Consider the following 21,192-nt stretch of genomic DNA (forward strand, 5'->3'; position numbering starts at 1 on the left):
ACGGAGAGGGTGTTTACCCGCCGTCTTTTTATTTTGTGCGGGAATGAAAAAGGGTGCGGAGGCGCGAAGAGTAAACGAGGAGTCTGGAATGTATGTGGAAAACAGCATACATTCGGGCGGAAGGGGGACTCCGGGCAGAATGTATGCGGAAAACAGCATACATTCGGGTGGATACGGGGCCTCTGGGCAGAATGTATGCGGAAAACAGCATACATTCGGGTGGATACGGGGCCTCTGGTTAAAATGTATGTGGAAAACAGTATACATTCAGGAGGAAGGGGGACTCCGGGCAAAATGTATGCTGAAAACCGCATACAATAGCATAGGGCGGCTGCGGGGGATGTGAGACGTTGCTCCTTTTACGTTTGCAGCCCCATCCAGCCCAGCTCGTCCGCCCGTCCGCCCGCCAATCCATTGTCTAATCGCCCATCCAGCTATTCATTTCCGCTTAAGCTGCAATTTTAGTGTGCGGCGGAGCTATTCATCGTCACCTGGGCATGGGCGGATACATATCCTGTAACCAGAACGATAAAAACGGCCCCGAGGAAAGGACGGATATGTGTGACCTCTTATATGGATTATACGTCGCCCAATACACAGTTTACGTTTGATATGAACGGCAACACCTTATTCAAGAAGGATGACTGCAATTATATCAACGTGCTGGGCATCAAAAATCTGAACACCCTGGAGAATACCTCGCTGCTCGATATCTATCTCAGCAGATCCAATGTGGTCGAGCCGCATTATCATCAAAATGCCGCTGAGCTGGTGTATTGTATCTCGGGCGCGGCTGTCGTGTCGCTGATTAACCCGTTTACCAATGAACTGCTGCATTTTCCGATTACTCCGGGCCAGGTTGCCAATGTGCCGCAGGGCTGGTGGCATTATGAAGTGGCCACGATGGACTGCACCCATCTGCTGGCGGTCTTCAATGCCCCTACACCGGAGGTTATCCTCTTCTCGGATCTTCTGAGCCTAACTCCGGCCAATGTGCTGGCACATACCTACTGCCTCAATGAAGCGTTGGTTAAAGAAGCACTCGCTCCGGTGAAGCCTCAGACCTTCATTGGTCCGCCTGCGGATTGCTGTCCTCCTGGGAAGGCGGCAGCCGAGAATATGAAGGGAACCCACATCGCTCCTGCCAATATGGCGCCGATGATGGCTAATGCGAACATGCCGCCTTACATGCACCAGCAGCAGGCTCCGCAATCCTTCGGCTACCAGCCGATGGCGGTGCACGGTTATTATGCTCAACCGTATGCCCAGTCCTACCGCCAGCAGCAATACGTCCAGGCTCCTCCGCAAGCTGTTCATGAGGCTGGAACCGAATAACAGAAATCCAAACAACACAAACGGCAGCGTATTCTGTGTATGCAGAATGACGCTGCCGTTTTTTGTAATCTAAGAAGGGATTGCTTGCCTTCAATGTTTCTGATCTGGAACCTTGAAGGAACGCAGATAATTCTGAATATCCTCCTGCGGGGTCTCGAGCAGACCGGCCAGCATGCTTTGAATAGCATACAGGGCGGCCACCTTTTCGTCGATTTCGGTGATTTTGTCGCGGACGAGTTCCTTCAGGGTGTCTTCATCCATCTTCGAGCCGAGGAGGGCAAGCGCCGCCTGGATTTCTTTCAGTGAATAGCCGAGGGATTGGGCATCCTTGATGAATTTCAGCTTCACCAGAACATCTGCAGAGTAGATCCGGTATCCCTTCGCGGTCCGCTCCGGGGCTGGCAGGATGCCGCTGTCCTCATAGTAACGGATGGTTGCTGCACTCAGCCCCGACTGCCGCGCCAGCTCGCCACGGGTCATTCTCTTCACCTGGTAATCCCTCCTGTATTCAATATCTATCTCTGCTATGGTCTCTTGTGCGTGTATGCCGGGTCAAAGATTACTTCCGGGTATTCGGCCGACGGACCGTTCAGCACTGTCTGCGGCTCATCTAGCAGATACTGATCGAAGAATGACCGGACATAGGTTCTGTTTATATCTATAATATGCACGGGATCGAGACCGTTGGCGAATAAGGAAGGCGACAGCAAGGCTATATCTGCAAAACTCTGGTGAATGAAACGATCCACCGTCAGATAATAGGTATCCCTGGTGCTGTAGCTCATGACTGACTTTAGATCCGGTATAAATTCTTCATAGATCAAGGGATCTGTGTTCGCATCGGGATGTGCAAGATGCTGCGCAGACGTTCCGGTCATCATGTACATAAAAGGCTGCGTCAGCCCTTCATGGGCAACTTGTCCCCAGAATCCGCCCTCCAGACTGACACCGGCCTTGAACCGCTTGTCCTGGGCCAAAGCTTCGGCGGTTGTCGCCCCGCCATAGGAATGGCCGAAGATCCCGGCACGGCTGAGATCAAGCCTGCCCTGGAACAATCCATTCGGGTCTTGGGTATTCCAAGCCGTCAGGGTGTCCAGCACAAAGCTGGCGTCCCCTGCACGGATGGCAATTCCGTTCACATTGTAGTTGTAGAGCTCTGCGGAAGTATCAAACTTCGGATCAGGCATGTAGTAGACCGAATTGCCGTCCGGGTAAGTAACCTTGGCTGAGGTATAAGGATGATCCAGCCCTACGACAATATAGCCGTGGCTGACCAATTCTTCGATAATCGTCATACTCTGAAATCTGGTGGAGCGAATACCCGGCGAGAACAGCAGGACCGGATAGCTGGCTTCTTGTGCTGAGAGCTGCACATCATCTGTAACATGTGTAGGAATATGGGTGACATGGCTGAATAGCTGCTTCGGCAATCCGAATACAAGACTAATGGCTTCGCCCAGTGCGGAGGGATAATGCTCCTTAGGCTTACCCTCAGTCTGGTCAGGATCGGCTGGATACCATACGTTAATCATCAGCTTCCGTTTGCCGTCTTCCTCTGCGTTCAGCGTCTCGTTACGCTGCTCATCGGTAAGCTCGCGTACGATCGTCCCGATAGCATATTGCCCAGTAGGCTCGGGTTGGGTGAACATCGGCAGCAGTCTGGATGCATAGACGGATACTCCTGAAAGAAGGAGGACAAGTATAAGCAACAGACTCTTCCATAGCTTCGCATACCGTTCAGGCTGACCCGTCCGGGCACGCTTAATAAGTCTGAATCCCAGTATGGTTAACAACCCGAGCGCTACGGCGTAGGCCGGAGCCATCTGGATACGGTAATTCTCCAGTACCCCATGCAGCAACACAGCCATAACGACAGCCAGCAGCATAAGGGTATCCAGCCTCCGGTTTTTCTTTGGGCCAATTACTCCTGCTGTAACAGCCAGGATCACCACAATGACTGCAATCTCAAATAATCTCATTTGACCTACCTCCAACTCTATTCATCTGGAACAATTAGAGTATAAAGGTTGAAGCACACTTCAAGGTCAAGGCTCAATTTCTAGGATAAGCGGACAAGTATGCGGCCCCGGGTGCCCGACTTGAGAATATCCTGAAGCGCCGCAGGCAGCTCAGTCAGAGAAATCTCCCGGTCCACCAGCGTATCCAGCACCTCCGGTTTCATGTCACTTGCCATGCGCTGCCAGAGCTTGTCCCGTTTCTCCATGGGGCAAGCAACGGAATCGATGCCGAGCAGACTGACTCCGCGCAGGATAAACGGCAGGACGGTGGTCGGGACGGCTGTGCCTGCGGTTAAGCCGCTTGCGGCCACTGCGCCGCCGTAAGCGATTTTGCTCAGGACAGCAGCCAGCGGAGCGCCCCCGACTGAATCTACGGCGGCCTGCCATAGCTGCTTGTCCAGCGGCTTCACCACAGTGCCCGCGACCTCTTCGCGGGAGATCACCTCAGCAGCACCCAGCGCCTGCAGATACCCGGCTTCATCCGTTCTGCCGGTACTGGCTGTGACCTGATAGCCCAGCTTCGCCAGGATGGCGGTTGCCGCACCTCCGACACCGCCGGTGGCACCGGTGACGAGTACTTTTCCCTGATCAGGGGCCATGCCTTGGGCTTCCAACGCCTGAACAGACAGCGCCGCCGTGAATCCGGCTGTGCCGTAGATCATCGCTTCCCGCAGTGTCAAGCCTTCCGGCAGTTCAATCACCCAATCCGCAGGGATGCGGGCGTATTCACTGAACCCGCCGAAATGGGATACGCCGATCCCATAGCTGGTCGCAATGACAGACTGGCCTTCGCGGAACCGGCTGTCCTTCGATGAGACTACCGTCCCTGACAGGTCAATTCCCGGAATGAACGGATAATTTCGCACAATATTCCCATTCGGGATGCTTGCCAGCCCGTCTTTATAGTTTACACTGGAATAAGCTACCTTAATTAACACTTCACCGGCGGGCAGTTCCTCCAGGGATACCGGTCTGATCTCAACCGAGAATGGTTCTGTCTTGTCCACTACCAATGCTTGAAAAGGGTTCGTCATATCTTTTCTCTCCTAATCCGTGCTGTATTTGTTCTTAAATAAGAATTTGATAGGCTTCACACCAATACTATTGTGCCCTGTTAATCTAGGAAACACAATGATATCCTACACTAAATGGTTTCAAAGGAGCGTTCATATGAGAGTCAAAATGCGCAAAACCTTGCTTACCGCAGCAATCTGTCTCGTTCTGGGCGGGGGAGCGCTATACGGATTCGCAGCATCCTATTCCGCCCCGGCGGCACACCACCGGCTGCGGCTAAGTGAGGACGAGCCTGCACGGTATCTGCAAGGGTTAGAGTCTGTAACTCTGGAGCAGCTGGAGCTGACGCTTGGCGATCAGAGCCGTCCGGGTAATTATATCAGCATTCCTAATCATACAGAATTGCTATGGAAGAAACCGGTGCCTACTCCGGCAGGTGAAGGGGAGCTGATCAAGTTCATACAGGAGGGGAGTGCGGTCTATCCAGCTCCTGAAGTTACTTATTATTGGCTGTGTTATCAGCGTCCCGGCAAGAGTGACAGCGATGATACCGTCACCTACTATATAGAAGCGAAAGTATTGGGGCAAGATGAAGAGGCTGCGGAAGCAGAACTGCTAAAGCTGGCTGAGAACTGGGAAATTCCCGGCTAACCCGGATTTAATTGTGAACAACAAGTGAACTGTAGTATATTGAGGATAGAATTCATCCGTCTGATGAGGGAGGCATACTCTATGTCCATTGCAACAACGATGATTATCCGGCTTGAAATCCGCAAGGCCGAAGCTTCTTTTGGCGATGTGGCGTCCAGGCTGGCAGCAGCCGGCGGCGATATCGTAGCGATTGACGTGATCCGTGGCGGCAAGGATGTGACGACCCGTGACCTGACCGTGAATGTGCAGGATGCGGCGAATGAAGAGATTATCAGCGTCCTGAAGAATATGCCTGGAATCAAAGTTATCAATGTCTCCGACCGCACCTTCCTGGCCCATCTCGGCGGCAAAATAGAGGTCATCCCGAAGATGCCGATCAAGAACCGGGAGGATCTGTCACTGGTGTATACCCCAGGCGTGGCCCGTGTCTGTACAGCTATTGCCGAAGATCCGTCCAAGGCGTATTCCCTGACGATGAAAAGAAATACGGTAGCAGTCGTCACCGACGGCACCGCTGTGCTGGGGCTTGGCGATATCGGACCGGAGGCGGCGATGCCGGTGATGGAGGGGAAGGCCATGCTGTTCAAGCAGCTGGCGGATATTGACGGGTTCCCGCTGTGTCTGGACACTAAGGACCCGGAAGAAATCATTCAGATCGTGAAAGCGGTTGCTCCCGGCTTCGGGGGGATTAATCTGGAGGACATCAGCTCTCCACGCTGCTTCGAGATTGAACGGCGGCTGTCGGCGGAGCTGGATATTCCAGTCTTCCATGATGACCAGCATGGAACGGCAGTAGTTGCGCTGGCCGGTCTGCTAAATGCGCTTCAGGTCGTGGAGAAGAAGATTGCAGACTCCAGGATTGTGGTTGTCGGCATCGGTGCCGCTGGCGTATCGATCTGCCGTCTGCTGCTGGCGGCGGGTGCGAAGCACCTCTATGCGGTAGATAAGGAAGGGATACTGAACCGGAACGAAGCCTATACCAATGCTGAATGGAGCTGGCTGGCCGAAGCCACGAATCCTGAGAATCTGAGCGGAGGACTGGACGAGGCGGTACGCGGGGCAGATGTCTTCATCGGCGTATCCAGAGGAGGAATTCTGCAGGTTAGCCATTTGCAGAGTATGGCCCGGGACAGCATCGTGTTCGCTATGGCCAATCCGTCCCCGGAGATTGAGCCGGATCTGGCCGAGCCTTACGTCCGGGTGCTGGCAACCGGCAGAAGCGATTACCCTAACCAGATTAATAACGTGCTGTGTTTTCCGGGGATTTTCCGCGGGGCGCTGGACTGCCGGGCCAAGACGGTGAATCTGGAGATGAAGCTGGCAGCGGCGCAGGCGATTGCAGCAGTGGTCCACCCGGATGAGCGGAATGAGCAATATATTATTCCGAGCATTTTTAACGAGAAGGTTGTGGAGCAGGTACGTCTGGCTGTAATTAAGGCCGCCATCGCGACCGGCATCGCCCGGCGCATCCCGCCGGATGTGAGCTGAGGAGCGGGCTGGGCATCTGGAGGGTGAAAGGCAAACAAGCTGTGGCCTGGGGCTGCGGCTTTGTTTGCGTCTGCGGGAATTAGATGGATTTTGTACACTTGCTGCTGGCCATTGGGGGCATGGCAGGGCATCAATTGGATAAACAACACTTAATTATCGTGATTCAAGGAAAGTCTTCAAAAGTAGAGTTAACAGTTGTACTTTTTCCACTTGTCTCCTGGGAATCCCCGAAATTCGAGAAATTAAAATACGCTTATCCACTTACTTCCTGCTGGGGTGGGCAGCGCGTCCTTCAGAGACAGGCTACGCTGTTTAAATATAAGGAGCAGCATGGTAATATATACAATTGGATACAATAATTCATCATTCAGGAGGGCTTATGTACCGCAGAATTCATATTATGGGAGCTTCCGGGGCCGGGACGAGTACCCTGGGGAAAGCTCTGGCAGCGAGGCTTCCGTATGTTCAATTGGACAGTGACGATTATTTCTGGGAGCAGAAGTACAGCAGGCCAAGTGATGTAACAGAGCGTCTAAGTAGATTGCGGGCTGACATGGCGCAGCATGAACCGTGGATTCTGTCCGGTGCGGTTTGCGGCTGGGGGGATTCGCTGCGGGACACCTTCGATCTGGTGATTTTCCTGTGGATTCCTGAGCAGGTCCGTCTGGATCGGCTGCGGGCGCGGGAGTATGAACGATACGGTGATGAGGGTCTGCCGGGCGGAGATAAATATGAGGATGTACAGGAGTTCATGGCTTGGGCGGCGCAGTACGATACGGCAGGACCTGAGGTCCGCAGCCGCACGCTGCATGAGGATTGGATGGCTGGGATAAACGGCGATCTGTTGCGGCTGGAAGGGGATTTTACAGTGGAGGAGCGGGTGGAGGCAGTACTGCAATACATATCCCGTTCACGCTAATTCAATCAATGGGAAAAGGGGGCTGACCATGAGGAAGATACTGCGTGTGCTGTTGCTTCCTGTAATTCTGCTACTGCTGCTGACGTCCTGCAATACAGAAACGACCTATTTCAACTATACGTTCAAGGGCGAGGGGGACATCTGGTCAGGTGTCTATAAGCAGGAGGCAAATGAGAAGCTGATTACCACAAAGAATAAAGTAACCAGTGAAAGCTCTAAGCGGTATAACTTAGTGCTGCGTTACAAAGGCGACCAGTCTGATCTCGAAACGATTAAACAGATGAAATATACATTTAAAGCTAAACATAGCAGCGGCAGCCAGACTATCGAGGGGCCTGTTGAAGTAGCAATGCTGAAAATGGGTGCATCTGGAAATGGATCTGCTGAGAAAGAGGACTCCGTCATTAAAGTCACTGTCGAGTGGGACGGGAAGAGTGAGGAGTTTGGGCTGAAGAATGAGAAGTAGGGGATTAGGAGATTGAAGCTGGGACTGATTAGGCATTTCAAAGTAGATCTTAAACCGCAGCGGACTTGGCTGACAGGGGAACAATTCAACCAGTGGGTCCAAGAGTATGAATTAGCACCTATTCAGGCTCCTGAACATGAGATAGGCGGGCAGCGCTGGACACTTTGTCTGTGTAGTGATCAGGAGAGGGCGGTACATACGGCAAGTTATTTTGAGGCTCGAAAATTTGTGTATACAGAGCTATTGAGGGAGATTAGTGTAACTGCACCGCGGCTCAAGACAATTAGACTTAGCGGACTGCGACTGCCGGTTAACCTATGGCTTGTGCTTGGACGTTTGTTCTGGTCGGTGGGTCATTCTTCTCAAGCGGAGAGCAAAGCAGCTGTTCTGCGGCGAGCGGATAAAGTAATTGACTCCCTGCTTATTGATGATGAGGCGTCTGCGCAAGAAGGCTGTGTACTAATTGTCAGTCATGGTGCGTTCATGAAAGTTCTAGACCGCAGGCTCCGGCGCAGGGGCTACGAGGCAGAACGGATGCGTTACCCACGTAATGGTCAAATATTTATGTATGAAATGAAGTAATTGCACCACAACAATATGAACGCGGAGGCGACCTGCCATGGTAACCATCGAACAAATCGAAATCGCATCGCTGGAAGCATTAAACACACTCTACGATGAATTAATGGGCGGACGGGCGGACCCGGTGAAGCTGGAAACTGCTTTTCGGAAGATCCGGGAGGATGAGCGGTATGTGCTGCTGGGTGCTTCTGTAGGCGGGGAATTGCTGGGCTCATTGATGGGGATCGTCTGCCAGGACTTAGTGGGGGATTGCCGTCCGTTCATGGTGATTGAGAATGTGGTCGTATCTTCGCGTGCACGGCGGCAGGGGCTTGGCAAGAAGCTGATGACTGCGATCGAAGCGGTTGCGCATGAACGGGACTGTTACTATATCATTTTCGTGTCCGGGGAGAAGCGGAAGGAAGCGCATATTTTCTATGAGGCGATGGGGTATAGGGAGGAGAAGGTTGAGGGGTACCGCAAGCATCTCAGCTCGCATTAGGGTCTACTACTTTTCCAATTCAGCCTTTGATTGTACTTTGTACAATCAAAAGCCAAGAAACCATCGTATTTTCACGTTCTGTTGTAGTTCATGCATTAGAATATTGGAATTTGGTCTGTTATGAGCACTTTTGAGGAAATCTGTTGCACCAAATACAGCAGAATGCATTCTGGAGGACATTTCGACCTTATCTGCTGTACAAAATGCAATCAGCCAAGTGTACCTTGATTCCTGCTAAAATCAGGTTAGTATGAGCCACGCTTATACGCTACAAGAGCCGGGAAAGCTTCCCTGCTCTTATTTTTAGTTTGACCATCTCGATGATAGCGCTTTATAATCCGTTCATAGCGGCTAGGGCCAGAGGTTAAGAATAGAGAAGGTAGGGGGAGAATCATGAATCCAATATGCAAGGTGTTGATTGTGGACGATGAAATCCTGGTCCGGCAAGGGATTAAATATGTGCTGGACTGGGAACAGGAAGGATTTCAGATTGTGGGTGAAGCGGCCAACGGGCGGGAAGCGCTGAATTCGCTGCAGACCCTGCAGCCGCATATCATCATTACGGATATTGTCATGCCGGTGATGGATGGCGAGGAGTTAACCCGGCTGGTGAAGCGCGATTATCCGGCTACCGAGGTGATTGTGCTAAGCAGCTTCAGCGAGTTCCATTATGTGCGTTCGACGTTCCAGCATGGGGTGGCGGATTATATTCTAAAGCCGAAGCTGGAGGCCGGGGCCTTATTGCAGGTGTTACAAAAAACCCGGGACCGCATTCCGGGACTGAGTACCGCCGGAGGACAAACGGAGGCAGAAGCGCAGCCGCTGGATACCCTGCTCAGCCGGATGCTGTCCGGTTACCGGCTGCCGCCGGAGAGCGAAGCGTATGTGAAGCAGCAGCTTCCGCATAACAGCTACACGCTGCTGGGCTGGGAGCCGGCCCAAACAGCACAGCCAGCAGCGGGCGGCAACGCTAGCGGCCATAGTGCTATACACTCTGCCAGCAGCAACAACGCCATTAACCGTAGCGGCGATTACGCTGCCGCAAGCAGCATCGCTCTTAGCGCCCATGACACCACCATCTTCAGCTCTATCACCGGTGAACTCAACCAGCATGTTCCGGGACTGAAGCAGTGCGTCATTCCAGGCAGAGAGCCTTCGGGCTCTACATTCATGATAATTAATCTGGAGGAAGCCCATTGGCCGCAGCTGCTGGAGGCTGTACACCAGTTAGCCGATACGCTGGCCGGGCAAGAAACGGAAATTCGGCTGACGCTCAGCCGGAGCTTCAGCTCGCTCAGCGAGCTGGCGGCCGTCCAGCAGGAGAGCGTTGCGAGACTACAGCAGTGCCGGTTTTTCCGGCCGGAGCAGACCCTGCTCATCCAGCCGGTACGTCCATATCAGGAGACGTCGCTGCCCAAGTTCAATCTGACGTCCTTCACAGCACAGCTGAAGCGGCAGCAGCTGGCGGAAGCGTTCGGTGACCTGCATCAGCATGTTGATGCGCTCAGCCGCCAGAATGACGGGGATGTGTATCAGTTCAAGTCCTTCCTGGGCAATATCATCTTCAATATTACGAATCAGTTCAGCCATCTGCAGGAGCTGGAGGAGGGGAAATACGGCCTGTTCCGGGCCATCGATGAAGCGGGCACAGCGGAGCAGGCCATGCAGATCCTGGATGATTACCTGAGCCGGATCATGGAGCTGACTACATCGGCAGTGCCTGCACCGGGCAGCAATGCCAATATGACGAAGCTGCTGCAGTACATTGAGGAGCATTATGCCGAGCCGCTGACCCTTACGGAGCTGGCCCGTCATTTTCATTTCAACCCCTCGTATCTGTCGAGCCTGTTCACGACCTACAATCACGAGGGCTTCAAGGAGCATCTCAACACGGTACGCACGGGCAAGGCGGCAGAGCTGCTGCGGGCCGGAGAGGCACCGATAGCGGAGATTAGCAGCATGGTCGGATATGGAGACCACAGCTATTTTTGCAAAGTGTTCAAGAAATATAGTGGGCTGTCCCCGAGCAGCTACCGGCGTCAGTATTACGGGCAGGAGTAGAGCGTATGCGCAGATACTGGGAACGGTTCAAATTCCACAGCCTGTTCATCAAAATCTTCATCGTCATGCTGATCAGCATCATCGCTGTAGCCATCGCTTCCTCCTGGACGACCGTCCGCATGTCGGAGAAGCTGTTCATGAATACGTTCAGCATTACGAATTCCAAGGTGATCAGCCAGATCAAGTCGAGCTTTGAAGCGTTTCATTATTCGGTTGTAACGGCTACCAATAATGCTCAGCTAAGCGGTACGATCCGCTCCTTCCTGTCTGAGGAGGACTCGGACTCCCTGCGGATGCTGCGGACCTATTACAATATGACCACGCAGATGAAGAAGATTCAGTCCACGCTTGATGCCTACCAGGTCGGGATCAAAATCATGGGCAAAAACGGCCGCAGCTACTCCACCAATACGAACAATCTGCTAATGAGTGACCGGGAGCTTCGGGAGCATGAACTGACACGGAATACGCTGGCAGAACCGAAACGGCTGATGTACCAGTTCTATGAGGAGACGGTACAGGATTCGCCGAAGAAGGAAGCAGTGATCGTGGGCAGCAAAGCGCTGATGGACCGGACGAGCGGCGATATTTACGGGACGCTGTATTTTACCATTCATGAAAAGGATTTCCGCTCCTTCTACGGGAGCTTTGTCAGTACCGGGAATGATGTGGTGATCCTGAATAAGCAGGGGATGATTGTGTCCAGCAACCGCAGTGATCTGATGGGCCAGCAGGCAGGGGATCTCTTGCAGGTGGCCAGCGAGATTGAGGAGCAGCAGCTTGCGTACCAGAACATTGATTTCCAGGGCACGGATTCGATTCTGATTGCGGATTACCTGCCGTCTTATGATTTCTATATTGTGAACCTGATCGATAAGCAGACGGCCCTCGGCCAGATGGTCAACGGTAAAATGGTCGTGCTGTTCTGCTCAGCCATCGTGGCCGTGGCCCTGATCGTGGTGTTTCTGATCTTCAGAAGGCTGACCCGGTCGCTTACGCTGCTTACCCGGCAGATGTCCAAGATTACCGAGCGTAACTTCCACAATTACATTACGGTTACGGGGAGCTTTGAATTTCAGGAGCTGGGCCATGCCTATAACTATATGCTTGACGAGCTGAATGAATATGTCGAGAAGCTGGTGGAGACGCAGAAGGAGCAGCGGAATGCCGAGCTTGCGGCCTTGCAGCATCAGATTAACCCGCATTTTCTGTACAATACGCTGGCTTCGGTCAATTTCCTGGTGCAGCAGGGCAGCCAAGAGAAGGCGGTGCATACGATTCATGCCCTGATCTCAATGCTGCAGAATGCGCTAAGCAATGTCAGTGAGAGCATTACGGTGACGCAGGAGCTGGAGAATCTGAAATCCTATGTGTTCATCAACCAGGTGCGGTACGGCGAACGGATCAGGGTGAATTTCTTCGTCTCCCCGGATTGTATGGACTGTCATCTGCCGAAGCTGATTATTCAGCCGTTTATTGAGAATGCCTTCTTCCATGCGTTTACGCGCAAAAGCGGCGGATTTATCCATATCCTCATCTCCCAGGATGCCGGATCTCTGCTCTGTGAGGTGGTGGATAACGGGGACGGAATGGATATGGGAGCGGCTGATCTGCCTATGTCCGGCCTTAAGGGGAAGCGCCAGCTGTTCACCGGAATCGGTATTAGGAATGTGCATGACCGGCTGGTGCTGATGTACGGCGAAGAGTATGGAGTCACGATTAAGAGTGCGCCGGGGGAGGGAACTGCCATCCGAATCCGCCTGCCGCTGATGAAGAAGTGAGATTATTACCATTTTCCAAAAAAAGAACAAACGTCAGTCAAGGTAACGCTTACAATCAGGCGATAAAATGACCAATCCCCATAAAGTAAGTTCTAACGGGTCCCCCGGAGCGGGTGATAAGATTACTTATGTAATAAATAAGCGCTTACATTCAAGCGGGATACAGTAAAGCGCATCAAAGGGGAGGCTTACCAATGAAAAAAGGCTTTGCGTTAGTCCTGATTTGCCTGCTGCTGCTTACGGCCTGCAGCTCGAACTCCGGTTCCAAGAATTCCGGCAATACGGCCGCGGACACGGGAAAGACAGAGAATACAACAGCTACAGAGCCTGCACAGGCAAAGGAAATTACGATTTGGGCTTGGGACCCTGCCTTCAACATCGCCGCACTGGAAGTGGCCAAAGCAGAATATGCCAAGACGAACCCTGACGTGAAAATTAACATTGTGGAATATGCGCAGGCGGATATCATCCAGAAGCTGAACACGGGGCTGAATTCCGGAACCACCAAGGGTCTGCCGAACATCGTGCTGATTGAGGATTACCGTTCCCAGAGCTTCCTGCAATCGTACAAGGATTCCTTCTACGATCTGAGCAGCTCGATCAAGGGCACCGACTTCGCGGATTACAAAAGCGGACCGACCAGCCTGGACGGCAAGCAGTACGGGATTCCTTTTGATTCCGGCGTTACCGGCCTCTATCTCAGAACCGACTATCTGGAGCAGGCAGGCTACAAGCTGGCCGATCTGCAGGATATCGATTGGAAGCAATATATTGAAATCGGCAAAGCGGTGAAAGAGAAAACCGGCAAAGCGCTGATTACACTCGATCCGAACGACCTCGGACTGATCCGGGTGATGATTCAATCCGCAGGCGAGTGGTACCTGAAGGAAGACGGCAAGACGCCGAATATCGCGGGAAATGCACCGCTTAAGGAAGCTTTTGAGATCTATAAGGAGCTGACTGAATCGAACGTGGCCAAGGTGCATGCAGACTGGAGCCAGTTCGTTGCCGCCCTGAACAGCGGCGATGTTGCCTCCGTGCCGACAGGCAACTGGATCACACCTTCGATTACGGCTGAAGCGTCACAATCTGGAAAGTGGGGCATTGCACCGCTTCCGAAGCTGACTGTGAACAAATCCGTTCATGCCTCGAACCTGGGCGGAAGCTCCTGGTATGTCATGAATGTGGACGGTAAGGAGACGGCCGCTGACTTCATGGCGAAGACCTTCGGCTCGAATGTGGAAATGTACCAGAAGCTGCTCACCGACATCGGTGTCATTGGAACCTTCAAAGCGGCTGCGGGCGGAGAGGCATACAGCCAGGCCAATGAATTCTTCAGCGGCCAGAAGATTGTCTCGGATTTCGCCGCCTGGACGGAGCAGATTCCAAGCGTCAATTACGGAATTAACACGTATGCGATTGAAGACATTCTGATTGTAGAGATGCAGAATTATCTGAACGGCAAGGATATTGACAGCGTGCTGAGCGATGCCCAGGCCCAGGCCGAGTCACAGATCAAATAATTAGGTTGTGCACACCGTGAACCTTGGGCGTGGCCTGCAGCTTCCGGGAGTTCAGGAGGCGGGCTGTGCCCGGGGTTTATTTTATAATATTTAATAATCAGGAAGGGACTGGGCAGCTGTGCATCAAACCAATTCCAAACTAAGATTCCGCACCAAAAGCGTGTTGACCGGATGGTCCTTCGTCCTGCTTGCGGTCATTCTGATTTTCGTCTTCTATTTCTACCCGATGCTTCAGGCACTTATTCTGTCGTTCCAGACGGGAACGGGCAGCAATCTTACCTTCACCGGCTTCGATAACTATTCACGGCTTCTGTCTGACAAGACATTTATTGTATCGGTTAAGAACACCTTCATCTATCTGCTGGTTCAAGTGCCGCTGATGATCATCCTCGCGTTGTTTATCTCGGTGCTGCTGAATGACAGCAAGCTGAGATTTAAGGGGTTTTTCCGGACGGCGATCTTCCTGCCCTGTGTCACTTCACTGGTTGCGTATTCTGTAGTATTCAAGTATTTGTTCTCCGGCAATGGCCTGGTGAATACGATGCTGCTGAAGCTCCACCTGGTCAGTGCCCCGATAGAATGGATCACAGATCCGTTCTGGGCCAAAATCACCATTATCATAGCGATCACCTGGCGCTGGACGGGGTACAATATGATTTTTTACCTGTCGGCCCTGCAAAATATTGATCACTCCATCTACGAGGCCGCCAAAATTGACGGAGCATCCTCTACCCGCCAGTTCTTCGGAATTACGGTCCCGCTGCTGAAGCCGATCATCCTGTTCACCTCGATTACCTCAACCATCGGAACGCTGCAATTGTTCGACGAGGTTATGAATATTACAAAGGGCGGCCCGGGCAATGCGACCCAGACGATCTCCCAGTACATCTACAATTTATCGTTCAAATATGCAGCAGACTTCGGCTATGCAGCCACCGTATCGTATTCGATTGTGATTATGATTGCGCTGCTGTCGGTCATCCAGTTCAAAGTGGCAGGTGATAAGAATGGCTAAAAGTAAACGCTTCTTCATGTATCTGTTCCTGAGCATCGCGGCCATTGTCTCCATCTTCCCATTCCTGTGGATGGTCGTCAGCTCGACGAACCAGTCGGTGGATGTCACCCGCGGGCGGCTGCTGCCGGGTACCCATCTGCTGGAGAATCTGCGCAAGCTGCTGGATACCACCGACCTGCAGGTATCTCTGATGAATTCAGCGAAAATCTCTATAACCACTACGCTGCTGGCGCTGCTGATTGCCTCGCTGGCCGGCTACGGCTTCGAGGTGTTCCGCAGCCGCTCGAAGGATATCGTCTTCAACATTCTGCTGCTGTCGATGATGATTCCGTTCGCCGCGCTGATGATCCCGCTGTACCGGATGTTCGGCCAGATCTCGAACGTATTTCCGTGGATGGGTATCGATACGATGACCTCGGTCATTCTGCCTACCGTGACTACTGCGTTCCTGATTTTCTTTTTCCGGCAGAGCACCAAAATGTTCCCGAAGGAGCTACTGGAGGCCGGCCGGATGGATGGGCTTAGCGAGCTGGGCATCTTCCTGCGCATCTACCTGCCGACCATGAAGACGACTTACGCCGCCGGAGCGATCATTACGTTCATGTCGAGCTGGAACAACTATCTCTGGCCGCTGATCGTATTGCAGACCCCGCAGACCAAGACCATGCCGCTGCTCATCTCCACTCTCGGCTCTGGATATGCCCCGGACTACGGGATGATTATGATCGCGATTGTAATCGGCACGATTCCTACTGCGCTGGTGTTCTTCGTGATGCAGAAGCAGTTTGTGGCTGGGATGATCGGGTCGGTGAAGTGAACTTAGACACTCTGAGAGTTTGGGAATAGTCGCGGCTCCGGGGATTGTTTGGACTTTCGGCCGCTGTTAGATTTGGATTTCCTGATCTAAGCCGCATAGTCTGCGGTAGAAATCCAAATCTAAAGGCGGACGCTAACGCTCCTACAGTTCCAAACATCCCCTGCGCCACTCCTCCCAAATAGGGGGAAGCTCAAGTTCACTAGCTGTGGGGGTAGGCAGGTGGGAAAGCCCTCTAATTTTATCGATGCGAGATAAATATAAGGAAAACCAATATGTCTTACGTATTGACATATCGAAAATCATCGATATAATAATGATTATGAATCCAATAAATGTATTTAAGGCTTTATCGAATGAATCCAGGTTACAGATCTTACAATGGCTCAAAGAGCCATACGTCCATTTTAAACCCCACGAAGGAGTGGATATGGAGGAGATTGGGGTTTGTGTAAGTCAAATAACCGACAAGCTGAACATGACTCAGTCAACGGCCTCTCAATATCTTACGATGTTGCAGCGGGCAGGGCTAATTACCACAAAACGTATAGGCAAATTTACGTATTACCAGAGAGACGAGGAAGCCATACGTCAGTTAGCGCAATACACAATGAGTGAGATGTAAGAGAGATGAAACTGAGTTCTTAACACAGAATTCAGCTTTATCTTGGCACTATGATTCGACAATTCGCGATATGTCTTTTTATATATCATATCGACAATTCACGAATTGTATATTCAAAATATTAAAAGGAGTTGTATTATTCAATGTCTGTAAGCTGGAAAGTGTATATTTTAGCTATTGTTAGTTTTTTGGTCGGGACGTCCGAGTATATTCTGTCAGGCATTCTAGATAAGGTATCCGTTTCGCTTGGTGTGTCAGTTGCTGCCGCCGGGCAATTAATTACGATTTTTTCGCTAGTCTACGCTATATTCACTCCAATTCTTATGGCTGTAACCGCAGGGATAGACAGACGGAAATTAATCATGATGGGTCTAGGTTTGTTTGTGATATCTAATGTTCTCGCTGTTCTTTTGCCCGGGTACGGATTGTTTGTCATTGCCCGCATCATTATGGCCATCGGCGCAGGGTTAGTGGTGGTTACCGCCTTAAACATTGCCGCGAAAATTGCCCCTGAGGGTAAACAAGCAAGCGCTATTGCAACGGTCGTAATGGGCTTTACAGCATCATTAATCATTGGCGTTCCTCTTGGGCGCATTGCAGCGGATACGCTTGGCTGGAAATCTGTGTTCGGGGGAATTGCCCTTCTGGGGATTATCGCAATGATTATACTTTCTTTCGCCATCCCGCGAGTTAAGGGAGATGAACCTATTCCATTACGGCAGCAATTACGTTTGCTGCAAAAGCCTAAGGTCGCATTGGGACTCGCGGTTACCTTCTTTTGGCTTGGCGGATATTCGGTAGCATATACGTATCTTTCACCGTATCTGCTTGAAGTATCAGGCATAAGTGATAAATATCTCAGCGGTGCTTTGCTTATATTTGGAATAGCGAGTATGATAGGCTCCAAAATCGGTGGCTTCAGCACGGACCGGTGGGGGGTTAACCGAACCTTATTCAGCGGATTGATACTCCATATTGTAATGATGATCCTATTGTCTTTAGTAACGAATACACTCATTGGTGTAATGGCCGTGTTATTATTGTGGTCGTTCTCCGCATGGTCCTCTGGTCCGACGCAGCAATATCATTTAACGACAATTGAACCCGAAGCCTCAGGTGTGATGCTTGGCCTTAATCAGTCTATGATGCAGCTGGCTATGGCAGCAGGTGCTGGTATTGGCGGGGTAGCTATAGAAGCAGTCTCGCTTGCATCTATTACATGGATTGGTGCTGCCGGGGTTGCGGTTGCTATGATCGCTATGCTCGTTTTATATAGAATGAATTCTAAATCAGAGATGAATGTTCAACATCTAGTTCAAAACCAGTGAATGTTGCTGCGTGAAGTATGTTAAAGTCACTCAAGGACGAATTAAATTCTTTAGGGTTACTTTGGGAGTAATCGTGGCTCCAGGGATCGTTTGGACTTTCGGCCGCTGTTGTCTCCAGATTTCTTGATTTAAGCCGCTTCTAGCGGGTGAAATCGGGAGACAAAGGCGGACGCTATCGCTCCTGAGTTCCAAACATCCCTTACGCCACTCCTCCCAAAAAGGGAGACTAAGTTCACTTGTGGAGAGGGCAGCAGAGATGTCTATCAACTAATGTTTTCCAATATTCTAAGCTTCTGGTGTTCCTTGATGGAACACCATTTGCCATTTCGAATGCTCATATTTCCATAGGGAACTACGCAGAGAATGCTGCTGTTTTTCTTCATTAAATAACTCTTTTCGCCATGAACGAACTTTCTTCTTCCCTTTGTATTAACACCCAATATGTACGTCCCCGCATTCGTAATTAATTCTATTTCCTATGTTCCACTTCATGAATAAATTAATATCCTCGATAGAATCTAGAATTCTCCATTCATATTCTTTATTCTCACGAAGCTCTCTCAGGACGAGGGGTTTAACGATGTGTTTCTCTAACTGTCCTTTCGTCCGGGCGATGTATGCAAATCCCAAAACGGCATTAGCACGAATAGCAGCAGACTCATGATCCGCAAGCTGGGCACAAGTATCTTGGGCGAACTTCCAGTTCGAATGGTATTCACCGACAGAAAGAGGGAGCGTCAGAAGATCAGCGGCGTCATTTCTTTTTAGACGGTCCTTTATCTCCTCGCTGGAGGGATCATTGAGCGGTGTGTAAATTCTGGACGACTTTAGCATAATTCTCCTTCATCCCCTTGCACTTTGGCATAGCTCATAATAATAATCTCCTTTGCATTAACTTCACTCTAATTATAAATAGATCAATTAAGTATTCAAATGGCTTCTACGTATTCAATCAGAGCAAGGGGAGGTCACGAAAATGACACTGTATCCCTGTGACAGTTGCTACATTTTAGTAGAGAGGCGCAACTGATGCGGGGATTTGGAGTAATAAGAAAGATGATAAAAATATATGAAATAGAGGAAAAGAGAGGATGTTTGGGATGAAGACAGGTAAAAAATTGCTGACAGCCTTATTTGCTGCGGGATTGAGCTTCGCTATGTTCACGGGGGGGAATCCGGGGAAAGTCGAGGCGGCGGCTAAGAAATATCCTGCGCTGCTGAAAATCAACGATTATTATGTGCTCTATACGGCACCGAAGGCGCCATATGTGGATGCCAACTACCGGACGATGATTCCGCTTCGCTCCATTAGCGAGCTGATGGGGGCGAAGGTCAGCTATGATGCCAAGGCTAGAACGGCTGCCATCGAAAAGGATAGTGTAACGGTTAAGTTCACTATTGGTTCCAAAGCTGTTTCGGTTAACGGGGTTGCCGGGTCGATGGATACGGTTCCGGTAATGGAACAAAATTCGATGTTCATTCCGGTCAGTGTGCTTGCCGGACGTCTGGGTATTGTGAACAAATGGGATCAGGCAAATCAGCTCTACACGCTGACTGGTGAAACCCTGATGCAGACGGATATGATCAAGCTATCTTTGGAGGACACTGAGAAGGGCCCCTTCACTTCCCCACCGGGGACGATCATTAGCGACGATGCGTTCCGGCCAGTGTCTTACACCTTTGACCCTGCAAAAGGCAGCTTCACGGTGAAGGCGAAGAATATTACAGGTAAGGATGTTCCTGAAGGGGCGGCGGATGTGGCGGCGTATATACTTTATGATGATCAATTGATTCAGTTGCCGGCGCAGAAGCGGGAAAGACCGGCTGTCCGTAAGGATGGAACGATTGAGGTTACCGTTAAAACCGAAACACCGAGTACGCCTGCTTATTTGCTTGTAAAAGGGCGCCTGCTCGATCCCTCCGGGAATTAGTTTGAATTTCGATTTTGAATCAGAGGTGAATCCGTTGAAGGACATGCTGGCGATCAAAAAGGCAGTAAGTACGCTCAGGGATGAGGAAGTAAAGCAGTACTTGACGCGGATTTTGGCGGGAATAAGCGAGTTGAAGGAGCAGTCTGGGCAACTGGAGAGACCTCTGGAGGAGCATATGGCGGATCCGGTTGCCGCATTGATTGAACAGTACTCATCATTGATGAGTCTTCCGGCACAGCGTGCCTTCTGGGACCCTGCTCCTGACAGTACCCATGTCCACATCCTCTGCGGTGACTCTTTCGGGGGTAGTGTGAAGCAGGTGCTTAAAGAATTTGGTTGGACGGATACCCATAAGCTAATTATTCTGCGGGAGAATTATGCTATAGGTCCGCTGGATCAGTTGGATACGCCAGCGGGAAGGAAATTGCGTGGCGACTGGTTCCGCCAGCATATCCAAGAATACTTTACGGTCTCTGATGAATGTGAAAGAGAGTATACGGAGCTGCTCGACAACCTGGAGCAGATTCCTGGGCAGGCCAAGATTATAATCTGGACCGGGAGTAATGCCTCCGAGCAGGCGGGGCTGCGTCTTGCGGTTCATCTGCTGGGGAACAGACAGAATGAGATCATCGTGCTTGACGCCGGAGCTATCTGTGAGCAGTTGTTCAACCGGCCGCATGCTTTTATAAACTATTGTCATTCCGGTGAGATTCCGTCAGACAAGCTTAGGGAAGCGCTTCTACGGATCGATGAGGGCAGCAGGCTGACTGCTGCGGATAATGCACGGTTGTCTCAGGATTGGCTGACGATTTCAGGGCAGTCCGGCGTACTGCGAATCTGGCAGGAGGATGCCCTGCTGGAAGTGCCCGCTGATTACTACGACAGCTATCTGCTGGAGAAGCTGGACTCGCTTCAGCCACCGACAGGGGATGAAGGATTCCTGAAATCAGCCCGGCTGGTCGGAGAAGCGATCGGATACTGTGACCAGTATGTCGGTGAGGCTTATTTCGAGCATAGGGTGAGAGAACTGATCTACAGCGGGGTGCTGGAAATCAAGGGCGTTCCCACAGCGATGAGATTTTATAGCATCCGGCGCAGAAAAGGGTAAGGTATAAAGGTATATAAGAGGCACTAGAGAATTTAACAAAAAGCAAAAAGAA

21 protein-coding genes are annotated in these 21,192 nt (G+C 51.2%); 17 read left to right on the forward strand and 4 right to left on the reverse strand.

Translation table 11 applies throughout. The features are described 5' to 3' along the window. Nucleotides 1-573: 573 nt before the first annotated feature. On the forward strand, nucleotides 574-1,335 hold the full coding sequence (locus MKX63_RS25140; protein WP_341023266.1) for a cupin domain-containing protein: 762 nt from the start codon (nucleotides 574-576) through the stop codon (nucleotides 1,333-1,335). A 90-nt stretch (nucleotides 1,336-1,425) separates the two neighbouring features. Here MKX63_RS25140 and MKX63_RS25145 read toward each other — a convergent pair whose 3' ends face one another. The 3 genes from MKX63_RS25145 to MKX63_RS25155 all read right to left on the reverse strand — a co-directional run bounded on the left by MKX63_RS25145 (nucleotide 1,426) and on the right by MKX63_RS25155 (nucleotide 4,387). Then, a complete protein-coding gene (locus tag MKX63_RS25145) occupies nucleotides 1,426-1,815 on the reverse strand; it encodes a MerR family transcriptional regulator (protein ID WP_341023268.1) in 390 nt (129 codons plus the stop codon). Between the two features lie 44 nt (nucleotides 1,816-1,859). Continuing rightward, the gene (locus MKX63_RS25150) at nucleotides 1,860-3,314 is read right to left on the reverse strand and encodes an alpha/beta hydrolase family protein (protein WP_341020985.1); all 1,455 of its coding nucleotides are present in this window, start codon (nucleotides 3,312-3,314) and stop codon (nucleotides 1,860-1,862) included. A gap of 80 nt (nucleotides 3,315-3,394) precedes the next feature. After that, complete coding sequence (locus MKX63_RS25155; protein WP_341020987.1) at nucleotides 3,395-4,387, reverse strand: acrylyl-CoA reductase family protein; 993 nt, start codon at nucleotides 4,385-4,387, stop codon at nucleotides 3,395-3,397. 136 nt (nucleotides 4,388-4,523) lie between these two features. Between MKX63_RS25155 and MKX63_RS25160 the strand changes: the two genes are divergently transcribed. The 14 genes from MKX63_RS25160 (at nucleotide 4,524) to MKX63_RS25225 (ending at nucleotide 18,101) form a co-directional block, all read left to right on the forward strand. Beyond that, a complete protein-coding gene (locus MKX63_RS25160; protein ID WP_341020989.1) occupies nucleotides 4,524-5,018 on the forward strand; it encodes a hypothetical protein in 495 nt (164 codons plus the stop codon). Between the two features lie 81 nt (nucleotides 5,019-5,099). Beyond that, nucleotides 5,100-6,506 carry an NAD-dependent malic enzyme gene (locus MKX63_RS25165; protein ID WP_341020991.1) on the forward strand — a complete coding sequence of 469 codons (1,407 nt, stop codon included), beginning with the start codon at nucleotides 5,100-5,102 and terminating at the stop codon, nucleotides 6,504-6,506. 83 nt (nucleotides 6,507-6,589) lie between these two features. Continuing rightward, nucleotides 6,590-6,865, forward strand: a complete 276-nt coding sequence (locus MKX63_RS25170) for a hypothetical protein (RefSeq protein WP_341020992.1) — start codon at nucleotides 6,590-6,592, stop codon at nucleotides 6,863-6,865. Between the two features lie 20 nt (nucleotides 6,866-6,885). Beyond that, nucleotides 6,886-7,425 (forward strand): AAA family ATPase, encoded by a 540-nt coding sequence (locus MKX63_RS25175; protein WP_341020993.1) that lies wholly within the window; start codon nucleotides 6,886-6,888, stop codon nucleotides 7,423-7,425. A gap of 28 nt (nucleotides 7,426-7,453) precedes the next feature. Further along, on the forward strand, nucleotides 7,454-7,891 hold the full coding sequence (locus MKX63_RS25180; protein WP_341020994.1) for a hypothetical protein: 438 nt from the start codon (nucleotides 7,454-7,456) through the stop codon (nucleotides 7,889-7,891). A gap of 12 nt (nucleotides 7,892-7,903) precedes the next feature. Beyond that, the gene (locus tag MKX63_RS25185) at nucleotides 7,904-8,473 is read left to right on the forward strand and encodes a histidine phosphatase family protein (protein ID WP_341020995.1); all 570 of its coding nucleotides are present in this window, start codon (nucleotides 7,904-7,906) and stop codon (nucleotides 8,471-8,473) included. 37 nt (nucleotides 8,474-8,510) lie between these two features. Next, nucleotides 8,511-8,954 (forward strand): GNAT family N-acetyltransferase, encoded by a 444-nt coding sequence (locus tag MKX63_RS25190; RefSeq protein ID WP_341020996.1) that lies wholly within the window; start codon nucleotides 8,511-8,513, stop codon nucleotides 8,952-8,954. Between the two features lie 393 nt (nucleotides 8,955-9,347). Further along, nucleotides 9,348-11,015, forward strand: coding sequence for a response regulator transcription factor (locus MKX63_RS25195; RefSeq protein ID WP_341020997.1), 1,668 nt, complete (start codon nucleotides 9,348-9,350; stop codon nucleotides 11,013-11,015). A gap of 5 nt (nucleotides 11,016-11,020) precedes the next feature. Next, complete coding sequence (locus MKX63_RS25200; RefSeq protein ID WP_341020999.1) at nucleotides 11,021-12,796, forward strand: cache domain-containing sensor histidine kinase; 1,776 nt, start codon at nucleotides 11,021-11,023, stop codon at nucleotides 12,794-12,796. Between the two features lie 194 nt (nucleotides 12,797-12,990). Next, nucleotides 12,991-14,319 (forward strand): ABC transporter substrate-binding protein, encoded by a 1,329-nt coding sequence (locus MKX63_RS25205; RefSeq protein WP_341021000.1) that lies wholly within the window; start codon nucleotides 12,991-12,993, stop codon nucleotides 14,317-14,319. Between the two features lie 118 nt (nucleotides 14,320-14,437). After that, on the forward strand, nucleotides 14,438-15,334 hold the full coding sequence (locus MKX63_RS25210) for a carbohydrate ABC transporter permease (RefSeq protein ID WP_340754232.1): 897 nt from the start codon (nucleotides 14,438-14,440) through the stop codon (nucleotides 15,332-15,334). Continuing rightward, nucleotides 15,327-16,151 carry a carbohydrate ABC transporter permease gene (locus MKX63_RS25215; protein ID WP_341021002.1) on the forward strand — a complete coding sequence of 275 codons (825 nt, stop codon included), beginning with the start codon at nucleotides 15,327-15,329 and terminating at the stop codon, nucleotides 16,149-16,151. Before MKX63_RS25210 ends, MKX63_RS25215 begins: the two co-directional genes overlap by 8 nt. Nucleotides 16,152-16,470: 319 nt before the next feature. Further along, on the forward strand, nucleotides 16,471-16,773 hold the full coding sequence (locus MKX63_RS25220; protein WP_341023270.1) for an ArsR/SmtB family transcription factor: 303 nt from the start codon (nucleotides 16,471-16,473) through the stop codon (nucleotides 16,771-16,773). A gap of 143 nt (nucleotides 16,774-16,916) precedes the next feature. Then, nucleotides 16,917-18,101: an MFS transporter gene (locus MKX63_RS25225; protein ID WP_341021003.1), complete on the forward strand. Its 1,185-nt coding sequence runs from the start codon at nucleotides 16,917-16,919 to the stop codon at nucleotides 18,099-18,101. Nucleotides 18,102-18,530: 429 nt separating this feature from the next. Here the strand turns inward: MKX63_RS25225 and MKX63_RS25235 are convergent, their stop codons facing one another. Further along, nucleotides 18,531-18,935 (reverse strand): hypothetical protein, encoded by a 405-nt coding sequence (locus tag MKX63_RS25235; protein ID WP_341021005.1) that lies wholly within the window; start codon nucleotides 18,933-18,935, stop codon nucleotides 18,531-18,533. A 266-nt stretch (nucleotides 18,936-19,201) separates the two neighbouring features. Between MKX63_RS25235 and MKX63_RS25240 the strand changes: the two genes are divergently transcribed. Beyond that, nucleotides 19,202-20,032, forward strand: a complete 831-nt coding sequence (locus MKX63_RS25240; protein ID WP_341021006.1) for a copper amine oxidase N-terminal domain-containing protein — start codon at nucleotides 19,202-19,204, stop codon at nucleotides 20,030-20,032. Nucleotides 20,033-20,057: 25 nt separating this feature from the next. Continuing rightward, the gene (locus MKX63_RS25245) at nucleotides 20,058-21,140 is read left to right on the forward strand and encodes a DUF1835 domain-containing protein (RefSeq protein ID WP_341021007.1); all 1,083 of its coding nucleotides are present in this window, start codon (nucleotides 20,058-20,060) and stop codon (nucleotides 21,138-21,140) included. Nucleotides 21,141-21,192: the final 52 nt, after the last annotated feature.

It is taken from the genome of Paenibacillus sp. FSL R7-0179, from assembly GCF_038002265.1.
Classification (GTDB): Bacteria; Bacillota; Bacilli; order Paenibacillales; family Paenibacillaceae; genus Paenibacillus_AQ.

Bases quoted from the DNA above. Each gene is read 5' to 3' on its own strand.
- MKX63_RS25140 (WP_341023266.1), top strand. From the start codon at position 574: ATGGATTATACGTCGCCCAATACACAGTTTACGTTTGATATGAACGGC.
- MKX63_RS25145 (WP_341023268.1), bottom strand. From the start codon at position 1,815: ATGACCCGTGGCGAGCTGGCGCGGCAGTCGGGGCTGAGTGCAGCAACC.
- MKX63_RS25150 (WP_341020985.1), bottom strand. From the start codon at position 3,314: ATGAGATTATTTGAGATTGCAGTCATTGTGGTGATCCTGGCTGTTACA.
- MKX63_RS25155 (WP_341020987.1), bottom strand. From the start codon at position 4,387: ATGACGAACCCTTTTCAAGCATTGGTAGTGGACAAGACAGAACCATTC.
- MKX63_RS25160 (WP_341020989.1), top strand. From the start codon at position 4,524: ATGAGAGTCAAAATGCGCAAAACCTTGCTTACCGCAGCAATCTGTCTC.
- MKX63_RS25165 (WP_341020991.1), top strand. From the start codon at position 5,100: ATGTCCATTGCAACAACGATGATTATCCGGCTTGAAATCCGCAAGGCC.
- MKX63_RS25170 (WP_341020992.1), top strand. From the start codon at position 6,590: ATGGATTTTGTACACTTGCTGCTGGCCATTGGGGGCATGGCAGGGCAT.
- MKX63_RS25175 (WP_341020993.1), top strand. From the start codon at position 6,886: ATGTACCGCAGAATTCATATTATGGGAGCTTCCGGGGCCGGGACGAGT.
- MKX63_RS25180 (WP_341020994.1), top strand. From the start codon at position 7,454: ATGAGGAAGATACTGCGTGTGCTGTTGCTTCCTGTAATTCTGCTACTG.
- MKX63_RS25190 (WP_341020996.1), top strand. From the start codon at position 8,511: ATGGTAACCATCGAACAAATCGAAATCGCATCGCTGGAAGCATTAAAC.
- MKX63_RS25195 (WP_341020997.1), top strand. From the start codon at position 9,348: ATGAATCCAATATGCAAGGTGTTGATTGTGGACGATGAAATCCTGGTC.
- MKX63_RS25200 (WP_341020999.1), top strand. From the start codon at position 11,021: ATGCGCAGATACTGGGAACGGTTCAAATTCCACAGCCTGTTCATCAAA.
- MKX63_RS25205 (WP_341021000.1), top strand. From the start codon at position 12,991: ATGAAAAAAGGCTTTGCGTTAGTCCTGATTTGCCTGCTGCTGCTTACG.
- MKX63_RS25215 (WP_341021002.1), top strand. From the start codon at position 15,327: ATGGCTAAAAGTAAACGCTTCTTCATGTATCTGTTCCTGAGCATCGCG.
- MKX63_RS25220 (WP_341023270.1), top strand. From the start codon at position 16,471: ATGAATCCAATAAATGTATTTAAGGCTTTATCGAATGAATCCAGGTTA.
- MKX63_RS25225 (WP_341021003.1), top strand. From the start codon at position 16,917: ATGTCTGTAAGCTGGAAAGTGTATATTTTAGCTATTGTTAGTTTTTTG.
- MKX63_RS25235 (WP_341021005.1), bottom strand. From the start codon at position 18,935: ATGCTAAAGTCGTCCAGAATTTACACACCGCTCAATGATCCCTCCAGC.
- MKX63_RS25240 (WP_341021006.1), top strand. From the start codon at position 19,202: ATGAAGACAGGTAAAAAATTGCTGACAGCCTTATTTGCTGCGGGATTG.